Here is a 17,971-nt window from a genome sequence, read left to right as displayed (position 1 = left end):
CCCCATGTACACGCAAGCCATGAGCGTCGGTCCGCAGGACCAGGCGGCCAAGCTGCAGACCGCCGAGGAGCAGCAGCGCAACGAGGCCTTCGAGGCCCGCATCGACGCGGGCGACTTCATCGAGGCCAAGGACTGGATGCCGGAGCACTACCGCAAGACGCTGGTGCGGCAGATCAGCCAGCACGGGCACTCGGAGATCGTCGGCATGCTGCCCGAGGGCAACTGGATCACGCGCGCCCCGACGCTCAAGCGCAAGGCCATCCTGCTGGCGAAGGTGCAAGACGAGGGCGGTCACGGGCTCTACCTGTACTCGGCCGCGGAGACGCTGGGCACCAGCCGCGACCAGATGCTGGACGCGCTGCACAACGGCAAGGCCAAGTACAGCTCGATCTTCAACTATCCGACGCTGACCTGGGCCGACATCGGCGTGATCGGCTGGCTGGTCGACGGCGCGGCGATCATGAACCAGGTGCCGCTGTGCCGCTGCTCCTACGGGCCGTATGCGCGCGCGATGATCCGCATCTGCCGCGAGGAGTCCTTCCACCAGCGCCAGGGCTACGAGAGCCTGCTCGTCATGATGCGCGAGGGCACCGCGGCGCAGAAGGCGATGGTCCAGGACGCGGTGAACCGCTGGTGGTGGCCCTCGCTGATGATGTTCGGCCCGGCGGACAAGGACTCGCCGAACTCCGAGCAGTCGATGCGCTGGGGCATCAAGCGCCTGACCAACGACGAGCTGCGTCAGAAGTTCGTCGACGCGACCGTGCCGCAGGCCGAGCTGCTCGGCGTGACGCTGCCCGACCCCGACCTGAAGTGGAATGCTCAGCGCGAGCAGCACGACTTCGGCGCGATCGACTGGGACGAGTTCTGGCGCGTCGTCGGCGGCAACGGTCCCTGCAACACCGAGCGGCTGGCCACCCGCGTCAAGGCCTGGGAGGAGGGCGCCTGGGTGCGCGACGCCGCGCTGGCCCACGCGAACAAGCGCGCCACCGCCGCCCAGGCGGCCTGATCGCACGACCAGGCCCTCCGCACGACCTTCGAAGCACACGAATCATGAGCATCAACCAAACGACCGGCGCCAACGAATGGCCCCTGTGGGAAGTCTTCGTCCGCAACAAGGCGGGCCTGGACCACAAGCATTGCGGCAGCCTGCATGCGCCCGACGCGAAGATGGCCCTGCAGATGGCCCGCGACGTCTACACCCGCCGCCAGGAAGGCGTGAGCATTTGGGTCGTGCCCTCGTCGGCGATCGTCGCGTCGGATCCGGGCGAGAAGTCGATGATGTTCGACCCGATGGAGGACAAGGTGTATCGCCACCCCACCTTCTATGACCTGCCCGCCTCGCTGGACCACATGTGAGGACCGGACGATGAGCACTTCCGTTCAACCCGGCCAGCGCGCGGACGTCCAGTACCTGCTGCGCGTCGGCGATGCCTGCCTGGTGCTGTCGCACCGGATCTCGGAATGGATCGGCCACTCGCCGGTGCTGGAAGAGGACCTGGCGCTGGGCAACATCGCGCTGGACCTGCTGGGCCAGGCGCGCGCGCTGCTGACCCGCGCCGGCCAGCTCAACGAGCAGCCGCTCGACGAGGACCAGCTCGCCTACCTGCGCGAGGAGCGCCACTACCTGAACCCCGTGCTGATGGAGCTGCCGCGCGGCGACTTCGCGTTCACGCAGGCGCGCAACCTGGTCGCCGCCTGCTGGCTGCTGCCGCTGTGGACGCGGCTGCAGGCCTCCAGCGACGCGGAGGTCGCCGCCATCGCCGCCAAGGCGGTGAAGGAGGTCCGCTATCACCAGCAGCACGCCGCCGAATGGGTCGTGCGCCTGGGCGACGGCAGCGAGGAATCGACCCGCCGCATGACGACCGCGCTGGCGGCGCTCTGGCCCTACGTGAACGAGCTGTTCGCGTCGGACGCCGTCGATGCCGCCGCCGAGGCGAGCGGCCTGGGCCCGGCCTGGTCGTCGCTCAAGCCGGACTGGAACGCCGCGATGGACGAGGTGCTGGCCGAGGCGCGCCTGGCCCGCCCGAAGGACACGCCGCACGTCTACGCCGGCGTGCGCGGCGTCCACAGCGAGCACATGGGCCACATGCTGGCGACGATGCAGTCGCTGCAGCGCGCCTACCCCGGCGGGGTGTGGTGAGCGCGGCGACGCCCACGCTTCGAGGACCACCATGAACGCTGCCCCGACGCCCTCGCACCTGGATTGGTTGTCGTCGCTGACGACGGCCGGTCCGCGTCCGGCCCCGTCCGATGCGGGACCCGGTCCCACCGACCTCGGCTGCGGGCGCCTGTCCGCGGCCTGGGAAGTGCTGTCGCAGGTCCTCGATCCCGAGGTGCCGGCGGTGTCGCTGGTGGAGCTCGGCATCGTGCGCGATCTGCTCGAGACCGCCGATGGCCTGGAGGTCGTGCTGACGCCGACCTACTCGGGCTGTCCCGCGACCGAGGCGATCGAGCAGAGCGTGCGCGAGGCGCTGGCCCGCTTCGGCGAGATCACCGTCACGATGCGCCGCGCGCCCGCCTGGACCACCGACTGGATCACCGACGAGGGCCGCGAGAAGCTGCGCCGCTATGGCATCGCGCCGCCGGGGCCGGTGGACGCGGGGCAGGGAGTGCCGGTGCGCATCGTGCGCCGCCGCGAGGCCATCGCCTGCCCGCGCTGCGGCAGCGCGCACACCGAGCAGCTGTCCGCGTTCGGATCGACCGCCTGCAAGTCGCTGTACCGCTGCCTCGCCTGCCGCGAGCCCTTCGAACACTTCAAGCCGATCTGAGCCGCCGCCCGGTCGCGCCGTCCCTTCACGATTCACTCGCCATCGCCATGAGCCTGCACTTCCACCCGCTGCGCCTGCGCGCCAAGCACCAGGACACCGACGACGCCGTCGTGCTGTGCTTCGACGTGCCGGAGGCGCTGCGCGACACCTTCCGCTTCACGCAGGGCCAGTACCTGACGCTGCGCGGCGACGTCGACGGCCAGGACCTGCGCCGCTCGTACTCGATCTGCGCCGGCGTCGACGACGGCGAGCTGCGCGTGGGCGTGCGCCATGTCGATGGCGGCGCCTTCTCGACCTGGGTCCACCGGCAGCTGAAGGCCGGCGACGAGGTCCAGGTCTTCCCGCCGCAGGGCCGCTTCCACGTGCCCATCGATCCGGCGTCGGCGCGGCACTACGTCGGCATCGCGGCGGGCTCGGGCATCACGCCCATCCTGTCGATCATGAAGACCGTGCTGGCGCGCGAGCCGATGAGCCGCTTCACGCTGATCTACGGCAACCGCCGGCCGGCCTCGGCGATGTTCAAGGAAGAGCTCGAGGACCTGAAGAACCGCTACATGACGCGGCTGACGCTGCATCACGTGTTCTCGCGCGAGCATGTCGACGCCCCGCTGATGGCGGGCAGGCTGGACCAGGCCAAGCTGGGCGAGTTCCTGGCCGGGCCGGTGCCGGCGGCCGGCATCGACCAGGTCTTCGTCTGCGGACCGTTCGAGATGAACGAGCAGGCCGAGGCCGCGCTGCGCGCCGCCGGCGTGCCCGAGGACCGCATCCACATCGAGCGCTTCGGCACACCGGAGATGCAGACCGGCCGTCCGGCGCCGCATGAGATCCATGAAGAGGACGCCGAGGCCGCCAAGGTGCTCGTGATCCGCGACGGCGTCTCGCGCGAGATCGAGTTCCGCAAGAGCGATCCCAGCCTGCTCGACGCCGCGGCGCGGGCCGGCATGGACGTGCCGTTCTCCTGCAAATCGGGCGTGTGCTCGACCTGCCGCTGCAAGCTCATCGAGGGCGAGGTCCGGATGGATAAGAATTTCGCCCTCGAGAAGCACGAGGTGGCGGCTGGATTCATCCTCAGCTGTCAGGCCCACGCCCTGACGCCGCGCGTCGTGATCTCGTTCGACGAACGCTGATTCACAAGGAAAACAACACCCATGGCCCGAGGTCGCGCCCCCGGATTCGATGCCACCCGCGAGGAGATCCTCGCGCAGGCCGCCCGACTTTTCGCCAACCAGGGCTACCCGGCCACCTCGATGAACCAGGTCGCCGAGGCCTGCGAGGTCAGCAAGCCCACGCTGTACCACTATGTCCGCGACAAGCATGAGCTGCTCGCGCAGATCTGCCAGAACCACCTGCAGCACCTGGTCGACCTGGTCGACGAGGTGAGCGCGCAGGGCCTGCCGCCGCCGGACCACCTGCGCGGCCTGATCCATCGCTTCGTGCAGGCCTACGGCGAGGCGCAGAACGAGCACCGCGTGCTGACCGAGGACCTGAAGTTCCTGGACGACGAGCACCGCGAGCGCATGGTCGAAGTGGAGCGGCAGGTGGTGGGGCGCTTCGCCGACGCGGTGGCCGCGGTGCGGCCGGAGCTGCGCGGCGCCCACCTGCACAAGCCGCTGACCATGCTGCTGTTCGGCATGATCAACTGGACCTTCACCTGGCTGCGCCCCGATGGCGCGCTGACCTACGAGGCGGTCGCGCCGATGGTGGCCGATCTGTTCTTCGGCGGCCTGGGCGCGGTCCGGACCGAAGCCGCCGACCCGGCCCCGCGCGATCCCGCGCCGCAAGTCTCATGAAGGTTTCGCGGAGGAGCATCGCCCCCTTGCAGTCGCAGTAGCAGTACCTCCTATTCCCTTGCGTTCCTGAACAACGACATTCCAAGGAGACGACATGACACGCATCGAGAAGACCCTGCTGGCCGTGGCCGGCGCCGCGCTGATGGCGCTGGGCGGCGCCGCCCGCGCCGACATCAACGTCGGCGTGACGGTGTCGGCGACGGGGCCCGCGGCCTCGCTGGGCATCCCGGAGAAGAACACCTTCGCGCTGATGCCCAAGACCATCGCCGGGCAGAAGGTCAACTACATCGTGCTGGACGACGCGTCGGACACGACCACCGCGGTGGCCAACACCCGCAAGCTGATCACCGAGCACAAGGTCGACGTGGTGGTGGGCTCGACGGTGACACCGAACTCGCTGGCGATGATCGACGCGGTGTCGGAGGCGCAGGTGCCGATGATCTCGATGGCGGCGTCGGCGCGCATCGTCGAGCCGATGGACGCGAAGAAGAAGTGGGTCTTCAAGACGCCGCAGAACGACATCATGATGGCGCTGGCCATTGCCACCCACATGCAGGCGCAGGGCGTGAAGACGGTGGCCTACATCGGCTTCGCCGACGCCTACGGCGAGGGCTGGTACGGCGAGTTCAACAAGGTCGCCGCCAGCAAGGGCCTGAGCATCGTCGCCAACGAGCGCTACAACCGCACCGACACCTCGGTGACCGGCCAGGTGCTGAAGATCATGGCGGCCAAGCCGGACGCGGTGCTGGTGGGCGGCAGCGGCACGCCGGCGGCGCTGCCGCAGAAGACGCTCAAGGAGCGCGGCTACGCGGGCAAGTACTACCAGACCCACGGCGTGGCCAACAACGATTTCCTGCGCGTGGGCGGCAAGGATGTCGAGGGCACCTACCTGCCGGCCGGCCCGGTGCTGGTGGTGGACCAGCTGCCGGCCGACCATCCGGCCAAGAAGAGCGCCAAGGCCTACGTGACCGAGTACGAGAGGGCCTACGGCAAGGGCAGCGTGTCGACCTTCGGCGGCCATGCCTGGGATGCGGGCCTGCTGCTGCAGGCGGCGATCCCGAACGCGATCAAGAAGGCCCAGCCCGGCACGCCGCAGTTCCGCGCGGCGCTGCGCGACGCGATCGAAGGCGTGAAGGAACTGCCGGCCGCGCACGGCGTGTTCACGATGTCGCCGAATGACCACCTGGGCCTGGACCAGCGCGCCCGCGTGATGGTCAAGATTGAAAACGGAACTTGGAAGTATCAGCCATGAGTCTCAGCGCCACCCCCGTCCTCCAAAGCCTGATCGCCGGTCGCTGGATCGGCTCGAACGCCGCGCGCGGCCTGCACAGCGCCATCAACGGCCGGCTGGTGGCGCAGACCCATGCCGAGGAGATCGACTTCGGCGAAAGCCTCGACTTCGCGCGACGGCAGGCGCTGCCGTCGCTGCTCGCGCTCGACTTCCAACGGCGCGCCGCGATCCTCAAGGCCCTGGCCACCTACCTGCAGGAGCGCAAGGAAACGCTCTACGCGATCTCCGCCCACACCGGCGCCACCCGGCCCGACTCGTGGATCGACATCGAGGGCGGCTTCGGCACGCTTTTCGCCTACGCGTCGATGGGCCGGCGCGAGCTGCCGTCCAGCAACATCGTTCATGAAGGCCCGGCCCAGCAGCTCGGCAAGGTCGGCCAGTTCATGGGCACGCATGTGCTGGTGCCCAAGCGCGGCGTCGCGGTCCACATCAACGCGTTCAACTTCCCGATGTGGGGGATGCTGGAGAAGTTCGCGCCGAGCTTCCTCGCCGGCATGCCCTGCATCGTCAAGCCGGCCACCGCCACGAGCTACGTCGCCGAGGCCTGCGTGCGCATGATCGAGGAGTCCGGCCTGCTGCCGGCGGGCGCGTTGCAGCTGGTCATCGGGGGTTCCGGCGATCTGCTGGACCGGCTGGAAGAGACCGATGTGGTGACCTTCACCGGCTCGGCGGACACGGCGGCGCAGCTGCGCGTCAACGCGAACCTGATCCGCCGCTCGGTGCCGTTCAACGCCGAGGCGGACAGCCTGAACTGCGCGATCCTGGCGCCGGACGTGCAGCCGGGCGATCCCGAATTCGATCTCTTCGTCAAGGAAGTGATGCGGGAGATGAGCGCCAAGGCCGGCCAGAAGTGCACGGCGATCCGACGCGCGATCGTGCCGGCGGCGCAGGTCGACGCGGTGGCCGCGGCGCTGCGCGAGCGGCTGGCGAAGATCAGGATCGGCGATCCGTCCATCGACGGCGTGCGCATGGGCGCGCTGGCATCGAAGGCGCAGCAGGCCGACGTGGCCGAGCGCCTGGCGCAGCTGGCGCAGGGCAACGAGATCGTGTACGGCGAACGCGACGGCTTCGCCCCGGTGGGAGAGGGCGTCGGCGACGGCGCGTTCTTCGCGCCGACGCTGCTGCTGTGCCGCGATGCGATGCGCAACGAGGCGGTGCACAGCGTCGAAGCATTCGGGCCGGTGTCGACGCTGATGACCTACGGCGACTTCGACGAAGCGCTGGCGCTCGCGGCCAAGGGGCGTGGCAGCCTGGTGGGCTCGGTGATCACGAAGACGCCGGCGCTGGCGGCGCAGGCCGTGTACCACGCGGCCGCCTTCCACGGCCGGCTGCTGGTGCTGGACCGCGACGCGGCCGGCGAGTCGACCGGCCATGGCTCGCCGCTGCCGATGCTCAAGCACGGCGGCCCAGGCCGCGCGGGCGGCGGCGAGGAGCTCGGCGGCATCCGCGCGGTGAAGCACTACCTGCAGCGCTGCGCGGTGCAGGCCTCGCCGACGATGCTGACGGCGATCACCGGCGAGTACGTGCGCGGCGGCAAGGTGACGGAGGACGCGATCCATCCGTTCCGCAAGCACTTCGAGGAGATCCAGGTTGGCGACTCGCTGCTGACGCACCGGCGCACGGTGTCGGAGGCGGACATCGTCAACTTCGGCGGCATCAGCGGCGACTATTTCTACATGCACTTCGACGAGGTCGCCGCCAAGGAAACGCAATTCGGCCAGCGCATCGCGCACGGCTACTTCGTGCTGTCGGCGGCGGCGGGGCTGTTCGTGTCGCCGGCGCCCGGGCCGGTGCTGGCGAATTACGGGCTGGACACGCTGCGCTTCGTCAATCCGGTGGCGATCGGCGACACCATCCAGGCGCGCCTGACCTGCAAGCGGCGCATCGACCGCGGCAATCGCCCGGACCAGCCGCCGCAAGGCGTCGTGGCCTGGGATGTGCAGGTGACCAACCAGCGCGGCGAGCTCGTCGCGAGCTACGACATCCTCACGCTGGTCGCCAAGAAGGCCTGAGCCCGGCCGCCGGATCCGGCGGCGCGGCTGCAACCTTCGTATGGCTTATCAAGCGGCCGATCGCTTCCTACATTGAGCGCATCGCAGCTTGAGGCCGGCAGGCCGTTCGCCATGATCCACGTCGACCAGACCTACATCGACGGCCGTTTCCTCCCCGCCACCGGCGAGGAAGAGGTCGACATCGTCAACCCCGCGGACGAGACGGTGATCGGCCGCGCGCGCATGGCCAGTCGCGAAGACGCGCGCCGCGCGATCGAGGCCGCCGTCCGCGCGCAGCCCGACTTCGGCCGCACCGCGGTGACGGACCGCGTGGCCATGCTGGAGCGGCTGCAGGTCGCGATGCTCGCGAATGCCGATGCGCTGCGCGAGTCCTCCATCCTCGAGTACGGCGGCCCGGTGGCGCGGTCCCAATGGGTGGCCAACTACGCGTCGCAGTGCTTCGGCGACGCCGCCCGCACGCTGTCGAGTTATGCCTTCGAGCGGCCCGTCGGTGTGGACGGCGTGTCGATCCTGCAGATGCGGCCGGTCGGCGTGTCCGGGCTCTTCGCGCCGTGGAATGCCGCCGCGGGGACGATCGCCAGCAAGCTCGCCGCGGCCATCGCCGCGGGCTGCGCGACGGTGATCAAGCCCAGCGAGCTGAGCCCCTGGCAGGCGCTGGTGATCACCCGCGCGATCCATGACGCGGACCTGCCGCCGGGCGTCGTCAACGTCGTGACCGGCCGCGGCGCCGACGTGGGCGCCGAAATCGGCACCCATCCCGGCGTGGCCAAGCTGTCCTTCACCGGCTCGACGCCGACCGGCCAGTTGATCGCGCGCGCCGCGGTGGACTCGATGAAGCGGGTGAGCCTGGCGCTCACCGGCAAGTCGGCCTCGCTGCTGCTCGACGATGCCGACCTGCGCGTCGCCGTGCCGCTGGCCCTGGGCGCGGCCTTCATGAACAGCGGGCAGGCCTGCGTCGCCGGCACGCGGCTGCTGGTGCCGCGCGCGCGGCTGGCCGAGGTCGTCGAGCAGGTGCGGACCGCGGTCGCGACGATGCGCGTCGGCGATCCACGCGATCCCGCGACGGCGATCGGCCCGATGGTCAGCCGTACCCAGTTCGAGCGCATCCAGCGCTACATCCGGCGCGGCCAGGAACAGGGCGCGACCCTGGTGGTCGGCGGCGAAGGTCGCCCCGAGGGACTGACGCGCGGCTGGTTCGTGCGGCCCACCGTCTTCACCGACGTGCGCAACGACATGGACATCGCGCGCGAGGAGATCTTCGGGCCGGTGCTGTCCATCCTGCCGGTGGACTCGGAGGAACAGGCGATCGCAATCGCCAACGACTCGCCCTACGGCCTCCAGGGCTATGTGTTCTCGGCCGATGAAGCGCGGGCCCGCCGCGTGGCCGGGCGGATCGAGACCGGCACGGTGCTGGTCAACCGCGTCGCGCCCGACCTGCTCGCGCCGTTCGGCGGCGTGAAGCTGTCGGGGCAGGGACGGGAGTTCGGGGTGATGGGCCTGGAAGCCTTCCTCGAACCCAGGACCATCACGATCGGCTGATCCCAGGCGGGGAGGGGCGTCGCTTCGGCAAAGCCGCAGCGGCGCCCAGGAAGTCCGGCCTTGAGTGGCACGGACGGGCCGCCCACACTGCGGCCTTCCTTCCACCTCGCCGCTCACGACCTTGGACCTCCTCACCACGCCTGTCATCGCCGGACTGCTCTTCACCGGGACCCTGGCCCTTGTCGCCCTGATGGCCTGGCGAGGCGGCAGCGAGCGGCGCGACGTCACCTTCCTCGCTTCCGCGGCCGGCTTCGGCGGCGTGTGCACGGCGATCGCCGTCGTGGTCTGAACCGGTGCGCTGCTCGCGCGCCGGATACGACCCGTTGCGAACTCGACGCCCCTGACGCCGCTGCGTGAATCGGCCTCGCGCCAGAATGCGTCGCAGCATTCAGACCGGGGAAGGGAAAAGGGCATGCGTGTTCTGCTCGTCGAGGATTCCGAGTTCATTCGCACGCAGTTCCTGCGGCTCTTCGAAGGCCTGGCCTTCGTCGAGGTGGTGGGTTATGCGGATAGCGAAGAGGACGCGGTCCAGGCGATCCCGGCGCTGAAGCCGGACGTGGTGCTGGTCGACCTCAACCTGCAGGTGGGTTCCGGCATGCATGTGCTGAGCCGCGCGCGCCGCGGCGGCTACACCGGCAAGCTGTGGGTGCTCAGCAGCCGCGACCCGGACTTCTACCGCTCGCTGTGCGAGAAGCACGGCGCCGACGGCTTCTACGACAAGGCCCACGATCAGCTCCAGCTGCTCGACGACCTGCGGGTGCTGGCCGGCGAGAAGCCGGTGTTCTAGGAACGTCTTCAGACCCCGTCCTGGCGTCCACGCCGATGAAGGCGCTCATGCGCCGTACGCCGCCATGAAGACCCGCACGGCCTCGCGCAGAAGCGCGCGGTTCTCGCGGGGATCTGGCGTCTCCAGCTTCAGCAGCCCGCGCATGTGCGCGGAGCCGAAGAACATCGACAGGAACAGGTCCGCGGCCTGAGGCGGGTGCCGCACCTTCAGCGTGCCGGCCGCGTGGGCTCGGCGCAGGTAGGTGGCCAGCTCGCCCATCACGCGCTCCGGGCCTTCCCGGTAGAACGCCTGGCAGGCGTCCGGCTGCACCCCCGCGACGCCGTAGATGGCGCGCAACGCCCCCAGGGCGTCGTCCCCGCGCGCGAGTGCCAGGAAGCGGGTACCGATCGCGAGCAGCGCCTTCTCGGGCTGCTCCGGATCCAGCGCCCCGGCGCCCGGGACGCCCGCCACCACCGGTGCCGACCGGTCGCGCACGACCGCCTGGAACAGCCCTTCCTTCGAGCCGAAGTTGTTGTAGACGGTCATCTTGGAGACCCCCGCGTCCGCGGCGATCGCGTCCACGCTGGCACGCTCCAGGCCGTGCTCGTTGAAGTGCTTCTGCGCCGCCTCCAGGATGCGTCGGCTGCGCTCCGGATCGCGTGGCCGCCCGCGTTGGGGCTTGGGAGCGGGAGTCGGGGTCGAAGACATGGGCGCAATTAGTGGACTTGACAGTTCACTATAGCGGCCGCACATTATTGGACTTGAAAGTCCAATAATTGACGCAAGCTTGCGTACTCCCCTTGCAACACGGAGCCCTCACCATGGATGACGTCATCATCATCGGCGGCAGCTTTGCCGGCCTCGCCGCCGCCCTGCAGCTCGGCCGCGCCCGCCGCCAGGTCACTGTCCTGGACACCGGTCTGCCGCGTAATCGCTTCGCCGGCCATTCGCATGGCCTGCTCGGTCACGATCACAAGTCACCGCTGGACATCCTGGCCGAGGCGCGGCGGCAACTGGCGCGTTACCCGACGGTCAAGCTGGTCAATGCGCGGGCGGACAGCGTCACCGGCGCCATCGACGATTTCTCGGTCCTCACCGGGGATGGCGAACGCCGTCGGGCACGCCGCGTGATCCTGAGTTATGGCGTGGCCGATCAGATGCCGAGCGTTCCGGGCTTCGCGGACTGCTGGGGCACGTCGATCGTGCCCTGTCCCTACTGCGATGGTTTCGAGGTCGCCGGCCAGCACTGGGGTCTGCTCTGGTCCAGCCCGCAGTCCCACCAGTCGGCGCGGCTCTTCCAGCACTGGACCGACCAGCTGACCGTCTTCGCCAACGGGCACGACATGCCGCCAGAGGTCCGGACCGATCTTGCCAACCGCGGCATCCCTGTCGTCGAGGGCCGGATCGTCGAGATCGCCCATCAAGAGGGCCGCATCGCCGCCGTTCATCTCGATGCCGACCGCCGCGTCACGGTCGACGTGCTGTTTGCCCACCCGCGCAACAAGCCGTCCGCCGGCCTGCATGAATCGCTGGGCCTGGCCACGATCGACACGCCCACCGGCATCGTTCTCCAGGTCGACGACCGCCGCCAGACCAGCGTGCCCGGCATCTACGCCGCCGGCGACCTGGCCACGCCCTTCCTGCCCTCGGTCACCCAGGCTTCGTCGCAGGGCGCGATGGCGGGCATCTTCGCGCAGCAGTCGCTGCTGGCTTGAGCGCAAGGGGGCGCGGCTTCAGTTGCCCCGTCCCTAGCCGCCCCAACGCTCCAGCAGCCTGCGAAGCAGGTAGATGGCGGCAACGCCCGCCAGATAGATCGGCGTCGGATGCGTCACGCTTTGCGCCACGATGGCGAGCACGAGCAGGCAGATGAAGATGATTGCGTCGTGGTTCATGAGAGGACGGCGCTGTTGAAGCCGTCGACTCTAGGTTTCGAGCCGACACGACACCAGACTTTGAGAGGCCATGGCCAACTGGCGCCGTTTGCGGTAGGCACTGGCTCGAGCCGACCGGAACGCGGGCCAATTTGACCGCTCGTAGAATCGCCGACTCCCAAGCGATGACGCCCTGGTGACGGGGCGATGACGATGACAGCAGCTGTTCCGACCGGTGCCGCGCAGACGCCGGTGGTGATCGTGGGTGCCGGCCTGGCCGGACTGACCGTGGCGCTGCACCTGGCCGATCGGGTGCCGGTGATCGTCCTGGCGAAGCGGGAGCTCAACGAGGCCGCCACCGCCTGGGCCCAGGGCGGCATCGTCGGCGTGCTCGGGTCCGACGACAGCATCGAGAGCCACGTCCGCGACACGCAGGACGCGGGCGCCGGCCTGGTCGACGAGGCCACCGCCCGCTTCATCGCCGAACGCAGCGCCGACGCCGTCGGCTGGCTGGTCGAGCAGGGCGTCCCGTTCACCCCCGACGAGCAGGGCCCGCTGGGCCTGCACCTGACCCGCGAGGGCGGCCACGCCGTGCGCCGCATCGCCCATGCCGCCGACGCGACCGGCAAGGCCATCCACGACGCGCTGCTGGCCAAGGCCGCGGCCCATCCCAACATCGAGCTGCGCCAGCGCTGGATGGCGCTGGACCTGATCACCTCGCGCCATGTGCAGCGCGAGGAGCCGTCGCGCTGCTACGGCATCTACGCGCTCGACATGGACGCGCAGCGCGTGGACGCGATCGCCGCCCGCGCCGTGGTGATGGCCACCGGCGGCGCCGGCAAGGTCTATCGCTACACGACCAATCCGGACACCTCCACCGGCGACGGCATCGCCATGGCCTGGCGAGCGGGCTGCCGCATCGCCAACATGGAGTTCATCCAGTTCCACCCGACCTGCCTCTACCACCCGCAGGAACGCAGCTTCCTGATCACCGAGGCGCTGCGCGGCGAGGGCGGTCATCTCAAGCTGCCGGACGGCACCCGCTTCATGGCGGCGCACGACGAACGCCTGGAGCTCGCGCCGCGCGACGTCGTCGCCCGCGCGATCGACTTCGAGATGAAGAAGCACGGCCTGGATCACGTCTGGCTGGACGCCACCCACCTGGGCGAGGCCTTCCTCAAGGAACATTTCCCGACCATCCACGCGCGCTGCCTGGCGCTGGGCATCGACATCGCGCGCCAGCCCATCCCGGTCGTGCCGGCCGTGCACTTCACCTGCGGTGGCGTCGTGTCCGACCTGCAGGGCCGCGCCGACCTGCCCGGCCTGTATGCCGTCGGCGAGACCGCCCACACCGGCCTGCACGGCGCCAACCGGCTGGCGAGCAACTCGCTGCTGGAGTGCGTCGTGCTCGGCCGCGGATGCGCCGCGGACATCCTGTCGCAGCCAGAGCTCGACCCCGCGCCGCTGCCCGCCTGGGACGAGAGCCAGGTCGAGGATGCGGACGAGCAGGTGGTCATCGCCCACAACTGGGACGAGCTGCGGCTGCTGATGTGGAACTACGTCGGCATCGTGCGCACGACCAAGCGGCTGCAGCGGGCGCTGCACCGCATCGACCTGCTGCGCGCGGAGATCGACGACTACTACGCCAACTTCCGCGTCAGCCGCGACCTGCTGGAGCTGCGCAACCTGGTCGATTGCGCGGAGCTGATCGTGCGCTCGGCCCTGCTGCGGCATGAAAGCCGCGGGCTGCACTACAGCCGCGACTATCCGCGCACGCTGCCCGCCAGCCTGCCCACCGTGCTGGTGCGCAACGGCAATACGCGCTGAGCGGGCCCGGCGCCGGGCCTAGCGCTGTCTCGCCCGCAGCGCGCTGCGCGACTGCACGAATTCGAAGGCGTGGGCGACCGCTTCCTTGATCGCGGCGTCGACGTCGTGGCGTTCCTGCTCGGTCAGGTAGAACGAGTAGTCCACGGCATGGCGGATGTAGCGTGGCGGCAGGCGGTTGAGCGCGACGCAGGCGACATCGGCCAGCAGCTCGGGCTCGCGGTGGATCTCGGGATACTGCGGCGCGGATTCCATCACCGCGGCGAACACTTCGCGTTCGTGGTGGTTGTAGAGCGAGGTGAAGTCCATGGGCGCGTCCTGCGGAGTGGCCGGGTTGGCCGGGATGACCGGGGATGGAGCGCAGCATCGCGCGCTCCGGCGCAAATGAAAAGCCCCCCGGCGACCCCTCGTTCGTGTGGGGCGTGAGGTTGGCATCGCGGTCCTGCGGCCAACCCCCTCACCCTCGCCCTCTCCCCCTTCGGGGGCGAGGGGATGACCGGGGCGGTTGATGCTCTCACCCCGCGTGCGGAAAGAAGGGATGACCGGGGCGGTATGAGGCTCTCACCCCGCGTGCGGGGGAGGGGATGATCGCGGGCGGTATGACTCCCTCGCCCCGCGTGCGGGGAGAGGGTGGGGGTGAGGGGTCTTGCGCCGCGCTCAGGCGGCGCCGATGCCCGGCACCAGCGCACCGGCCGCCTGGCGGGCCTTGAGCTGAGCGGTGAAGTCCAGCATGCGGTCGATGCACCCCAGCGCCTGCGAGCGGATCGGCTCCTCGACGAAGATCTCCCCGCTGCCATGCTCCAGGCAATCGACCAGGCCCTGCAGCCCATTCATCGCCATCCACGGGCAGTGCGCGCAACTCTTGCAGGTCGCGCTGTTGCCCGCCGTCGGCGCCTCGATCAGCACCTTGCCCGGCGCCAGCTGGCGCATCGCATGCAGGATGCCGTTGTCCGTTGCGACCACATACTCGCGCGCGCTGCCCTCGACCACCGCCTTGATCAGCGCCGAGGTCGAGCCCACCACGTCCGCCTGCGCCACCACCGAGGCCGGCGACTCCGGATGGACCAGGATCATCGCGTCCGGATGCTGCTCGCGCAGCAGCTCCAGCTCCAGGCCCTTGAACTCGTCATGCACGATGCACGCGCCGTTCCACATCAGCATGTCGGCGCCGGTCTGCTCCTGGATGTAGCGGCCCAGGTGGCGATCCGGCGCCCACAGGATCTTCTCCCCGCGAGCCTTGAGCTCGCTGACGATCTCCAGCGCGCAGGAACTGGTGACCATCCAGTCCGCGCGCGCCTTCACCGCGGCGCTGGTGTTGGCGTAGACGACCACGGTGCGGTCGGGATGGGCGTCGCAGAACGCCGCGAAGTCCTCGGCCGGGCAGCCCAGGTCCAGCGAGCAGGTGGCGTCCAGGTCGGGCATCAGCACGCGCTTCTCGGGGCTGAGGATCTTGGCGCTCTCGCCCATGAACTTCACGCCAGCCACGACCAGCGTCCGCGCCGCGTGATCGCGGCCGAAGCGGGCCATTTCCAGCGAATCGGACACGATGCCGCCGGTCTCCCGGGCGAGGTCCTGCAGGTCGCCGTCCACGTAGTAGTGCGCCACCAGCACGGCGCCCTTGGCCTTGAGCAGCTCGGCGGCGCGGGCCTTCAGTTGCTGGCGCTGGCTCGACGTCAGCGGCGCCGGCACCTTGGCCCAGGCATGGGCGGTGCAGGTGGCGCCTTGCGCGTCCTGGCGGGCGAAGTCGTAAAGAACCTGTTCCATAGGGCCGGAATTCTAGGTGTGACCGAAAAACCGGCTCGGCGGCATGCCGACCGTGCGGGTGACCATCGCGGTGAAGGCGCTGGCGCTGGCATAACCGAGTTCCGCGGCGATCACCTGCATCGGCTTGCGACGCGCGGCCAGGCGCAAGGCCTCGGCCAGCAGCGCCTGCTGCCGCCACTGGGCGTAGCTGCTGCCCAGCTCCTGCCGGAACAGCCGCGACACGGTGCGCGCGCTCGCGCCGACTTCGGCCGCCCAGTCGTCCAGGCTGGCATGGCGCATGGGCTCGGCCAGCACCGCCTCGCACAGCCGGCGCAGGCGCTTGTCGGTCGGCAGCGCGACCCCCAGCTGCAGCGTCGGCGCGCGGCGCAGCTCGTCCAGGATCAACTGGCCGATCCAGGCCTCGCGGTCGGCGACGGCGTCGCCCGGCTCGACCTCGTCCCGGGCCAGCTGCACGGCCAGCTCCCGCAGCAGCGGCGAGACCTCCAGCACCCGATTCGCGGCCCAAGGCGCGGCGTCCGCCGGCGGGTTCAGCAGGTAGAGCGTGCGCAGCTCGCAGCGCTCGACCGCCGTCACCGCATGGACCACGCCGGCCGGGATCCAGACCCCGCGCGACGGCGGCACCAGGAAGGTGGCGCGGTCGGTGCTGACCCGCACGACACCGGTCACCGAGAAGACGAACTGGCCCCAGGTGTGGAAGTGCGCCTGGATGTCCATGTGCCCGTCCAGGCTGCGCGACTTGGCTCGCACCGGGCGCTCGGCGCTGGGCGCGTAGCGGCGGGGATCGAGCGGCGGCAGGCTGGTGCGGCCCGGGGCCTCGGGCAGCGGCGCCCGGGAGGCCCGTGACGCGTGGGGCGCGCGGGCCGCTCCGACGACGCCCGAAGGGCTGCCCCCCGAGGACGGACGGGATCGCGCCGAGGGGGCAGGGGGGGAGGCGGCGGGGCGGGAGGGGTTCATGGCGGAAACTCGACAGAACTTGGCCGGCTATCGTAATTCCGTCGTGAAGGCCCTGTCACCATTTCGCCCATGAATTCCGCCACCACCACCGCCACCGCGGCCGCGCTCCCGTCGCTGAGCCCCGCGCAGAGCGCCAAGCGAGACATCCAGACCATCAGCCTGATCGGCCTGGCGCACGGCACCTCCCACTTCTTCCACATGCTGCTGCCGCCGCTGTTCCCGGTGTTCATGCGGGAATTCGGCCTGAGCTACTCCGAGCTGGGCCTGCTGGTGACGATCTTCTTCGTGATCTCCGGCGTGGGGCAGGCGCTGTCGGGCTTCCTGGTGGACAAGACCGGCGCCCGGCCGGTGCTGTTCGTCGCGCTGGGCTGCTTCGTGCTGGCCTCGCTGGCGGCGGGGACGGCGCAGGGCTTCGCCGGGCTGGCGCTGGCCGCCGCGCTCGCCGGCCTGGGCAATTCGCCCTTCCACCCGGTGGACTTCACCATCCTCAACAAGCGGGTGTCGCAGCAGCGGCTGGGCCATGCGTTCTCGGTGCACGGCATCACCGGCAACCTGGGCTGGGCGGTGGCGCCGGTGCTGCTGATCTCGATGCACGAGGCGACCGGCCAATGGCGGCTCGGCTACGCCGCGACGGCGGCCTGGGCGCTGTTCGTGATCGCCCTGCTGGCGTTCAAGCGCGACGCGATCGACGACAGCCAGGGCGCCTGGGGCCATGAGAAGGCCGGCGCGGCCAAGGCGCCGGTCGACGAGCATCCGATGGCCTTCCTGAAGCTGCCGTCGGTGTGGCTGTGCTTCTCGTTCTTCTTCTTCACGACCTCGGCGCTGAGCGCGATCCAGAGCTTCGCCTCGCCGGCGCTGTCGGCGATGTACGGCGTGAGCCTGGCCAGCACCGCCTTCGTGGTGACCGGCTACATGCTGGCGGGCGCGGCGGGGATGATCGTCGGCGGCTTCCTGGTGGCGAAGTCGCAGAACCTGGAGCGCAACATCGCCGGCGCGATGTTCGCCGCCGCCGCGCTGCTGGCGCTGACCGCCACCGGCTGGCTGCCCGCGACGGCGGCGCTGATCGCGGCGGCGACGGCCGGCTTCGGCACCGGCCTGGCGGGCCCGTCGCGCGACATGCTGATCAAGCGCGCCGCGCCCCCGGGCGCGACGGGACGCGTGTACGGCACCGTCTATTCGGGCCTGGATACCGGCTTCGCGGTGGCCGCGCCGATCTTCGGCGCGCTGATGGACCGCCACTGGAACAACGCGGTCTTCTTCGGCGCCTCGCTGGCGCTGCTGCTGGGCGTCGGCGCGGCCAGCCTGGTCCGCAAGGGCCGCGGCTGATCGCCCACGGATCAGCGCAGGCTAGGCAAGACCTGGCCCCGAACAGGGGCTTGCCCGCCGGTGTTC

Annotated in this window: 19 protein-coding genes; 14 read left to right on the top strand and 5 right to left on the bottom strand. The window is 70.1% G+C overall.

The window, feature by feature from the left end:
• Positions 1–4 precede the first annotated feature (4 nt).
• The 11 genes from paaA (at position 5) to FHT38_RS15070 (ending at position 10,187) form a co-directional block, all read left to right on the top strand.
• On the top strand, positions 5–1,006 hold the full coding sequence (gene paaA, locus FHT38_RS15120) for a 1,2-phenylacetyl-CoA epoxidase subunit PaaA (RefSeq protein ID WP_183492246.1): 1,002 nt from the start codon (positions 5–7) through the stop codon (positions 1,004–1,006).
• A gap of 44 nt (positions 1,007–1,050) precedes the next feature.
• A complete protein-coding gene (gene paaB / locus FHT38_RS15115; RefSeq protein WP_147242123.1) occupies positions 1,051–1,356 on the top strand; it encodes a 1,2-phenylacetyl-CoA epoxidase subunit PaaB in 306 nt (101 codons plus the stop codon).
• A 10-nt stretch (positions 1,357–1,366) separates the two neighbouring features.
• Complete coding sequence (paaC, locus tag FHT38_RS15110; RefSeq protein WP_183492245.1) at positions 1,367–2,140, top strand: 1,2-phenylacetyl-CoA epoxidase subunit PaaC; 774 nt, start codon at positions 1,367–1,369, stop codon at positions 2,138–2,140.
• Positions 2,141–2,171: 31 nt separating this feature from the next.
• Positions 2,172–2,768, top strand: a complete 597-nt coding sequence (gene paaD / locus FHT38_RS15105; protein WP_183492244.1) for a 1,2-phenylacetyl-CoA epoxidase subunit PaaD — start codon at positions 2,172–2,174, stop codon at positions 2,766–2,768.
• Positions 2,769–2,815: 47 nt separating this feature from the next.
• On the top strand, positions 2,816–3,895 hold the full coding sequence (paaE, locus tag FHT38_RS15100) for a 1,2-phenylacetyl-CoA epoxidase subunit PaaE (RefSeq protein WP_183492243.1): 1,080 nt from the start codon (positions 2,816–2,818) through the stop codon (positions 3,893–3,895).
• Between the two features lie 21 nt (positions 3,896–3,916).
• Positions 3,917–4,558, top strand: coding sequence for a TetR/AcrR family transcriptional regulator (locus tag FHT38_RS15095; RefSeq protein ID WP_183492242.1), 642 nt, complete (start codon positions 3,917–3,919; stop codon positions 4,556–4,558).
• A gap of 94 nt (positions 4,559–4,652) precedes the next feature.
• Positions 4,653–5,810 (top strand): ABC transporter substrate-binding protein, encoded by a 1,158-nt coding sequence (locus FHT38_RS15090; protein WP_183492241.1) that lies wholly within the window; start codon positions 4,653–4,655, stop codon positions 5,808–5,810.
• On the top strand, positions 5,807–7,861 hold the full coding sequence (gene paaZ, locus FHT38_RS15085) for a phenylacetic acid degradation bifunctional protein PaaZ (RefSeq protein WP_183492240.1): 2,055 nt from the start codon (positions 5,807–5,809) through the stop codon (positions 7,859–7,861). The genes FHT38_RS15090 and paaZ overlap by 4 nt, the downstream gene beginning before the upstream one ends.
• A gap of 111 nt (positions 7,862–7,972) precedes the next feature.
• Positions 7,973–9,400 (top strand): aldehyde dehydrogenase family protein, encoded by a 1,428-nt coding sequence (locus FHT38_RS15080; protein ID WP_183492239.1) that lies wholly within the window; start codon positions 7,973–7,975, stop codon positions 9,398–9,400.
• Positions 9,401–9,521: 121 nt separating this feature from the next.
• Positions 9,522–9,689, top strand: a complete 168-nt coding sequence (locus tag FHT38_RS15075; RefSeq protein ID WP_175538442.1) for a hypothetical protein — start codon at positions 9,522–9,524, stop codon at positions 9,687–9,689.
• 123 nt (positions 9,690–9,812) lie between these two features.
• Entirely contained in the window at positions 9,813–10,187 is a 375-nt protein-coding gene (locus FHT38_RS15070) for a response regulator transcription factor (protein WP_091731985.1), read from the top strand.
• A gap of 45 nt (positions 10,188–10,232) precedes the next feature.
• Here FHT38_RS15070 and FHT38_RS15065 read toward each other — a convergent pair whose 3' ends face one another.
• On the bottom strand, positions 10,233–10,874 hold the full coding sequence (locus FHT38_RS15065) for a TetR/AcrR family transcriptional regulator (protein WP_183492238.1): 642 nt from the start codon (positions 10,872–10,874) through the stop codon (positions 10,233–10,235).
• A gap of 113 nt (positions 10,875–10,987) precedes the next feature.
• Between FHT38_RS15065 and FHT38_RS15060 the strand changes: the two genes are divergently transcribed.
• The gene (locus tag FHT38_RS15060; RefSeq protein ID WP_183492237.1) at positions 10,988–11,881 is read left to right on the top strand and encodes an NAD(P)/FAD-dependent oxidoreductase; all 894 of its coding nucleotides are present in this window, start codon (positions 10,988–10,990) and stop codon (positions 11,879–11,881) included.
• Positions 11,882–11,914: 33 nt separating this feature from the next.
• Here FHT38_RS15060 and FHT38_RS15055 read toward each other — a convergent pair whose 3' ends face one another.
• Positions 11,915–12,058, bottom strand: coding sequence for a hypothetical protein (locus FHT38_RS15055; protein ID WP_183492236.1), 144 nt, complete (start codon positions 12,056–12,058; stop codon positions 11,915–11,917).
• A 192-nt stretch (positions 12,059–12,250) separates the two neighbouring features.
• Between FHT38_RS15055 and nadB the strand changes: the two genes are divergently transcribed.
• Entirely contained in the window at positions 12,251–13,864 is a 1,614-nt protein-coding gene (nadB, locus tag FHT38_RS15050) for an L-aspartate oxidase (protein ID WP_091733767.1), read from the top strand.
• An 18-nt stretch (positions 13,865–13,882) separates the two neighbouring features.
• On the opposite strand, the gene FHT38_RS15045 is transcribed toward nadB, so the two are convergent.
• The 3 genes from FHT38_RS15045 to FHT38_RS15035 all read right to left on the bottom strand — a co-directional run bounded on the left by FHT38_RS15045 (position 13,883) and on the right by FHT38_RS15035 (position 16,579).
• Entirely contained in the window at positions 13,883–14,170 is a 288-nt protein-coding gene (locus FHT38_RS15045; protein WP_091731999.1) for a late competence development ComFB family protein, read from the bottom strand.
• A gap of 348 nt (positions 14,171–14,518) precedes the next feature.
• Positions 14,519–15,625, bottom strand: a complete 1,107-nt coding sequence (nadA, locus tag FHT38_RS15040; RefSeq protein WP_183492235.1) for a quinolinate synthase NadA — start codon at positions 15,623–15,625, stop codon at positions 14,519–14,521.
• A 12-nt stretch (positions 15,626–15,637) separates the two neighbouring features.
• Complete coding sequence (locus FHT38_RS15035; protein WP_183492234.1) at positions 15,638–16,579, bottom strand: helix-turn-helix domain-containing protein; 942 nt, start codon at positions 16,577–16,579, stop codon at positions 15,638–15,640.
• Positions 16,580–16,648: 69 nt separating this feature from the next.
• Between FHT38_RS15035 and FHT38_RS15030 the strand changes: the two genes are divergently transcribed.
• Positions 16,649–17,905: an MFS transporter gene (locus tag FHT38_RS15030; protein ID WP_183492233.1), complete on the top strand. Its 1,257-nt coding sequence runs from the start codon at positions 16,649–16,651 to the stop codon at positions 17,903–17,905.
• Positions 17,906–17,971: the final 66 nt, after the last annotated feature.

Origin of the sequence: Mitsuaria sp. BK041 (assembly GCF_014193085.1) — a bacterium.
Classification (GTDB): Bacteria; Pseudomonadota; Gammaproteobacteria; order Burkholderiales; family Burkholderiaceae_C; genus Roseateles.
Note: the sequence above shows the minus strand (reverse complement) of the source record. Positions and strands in the feature narration are given on the sequence as shown.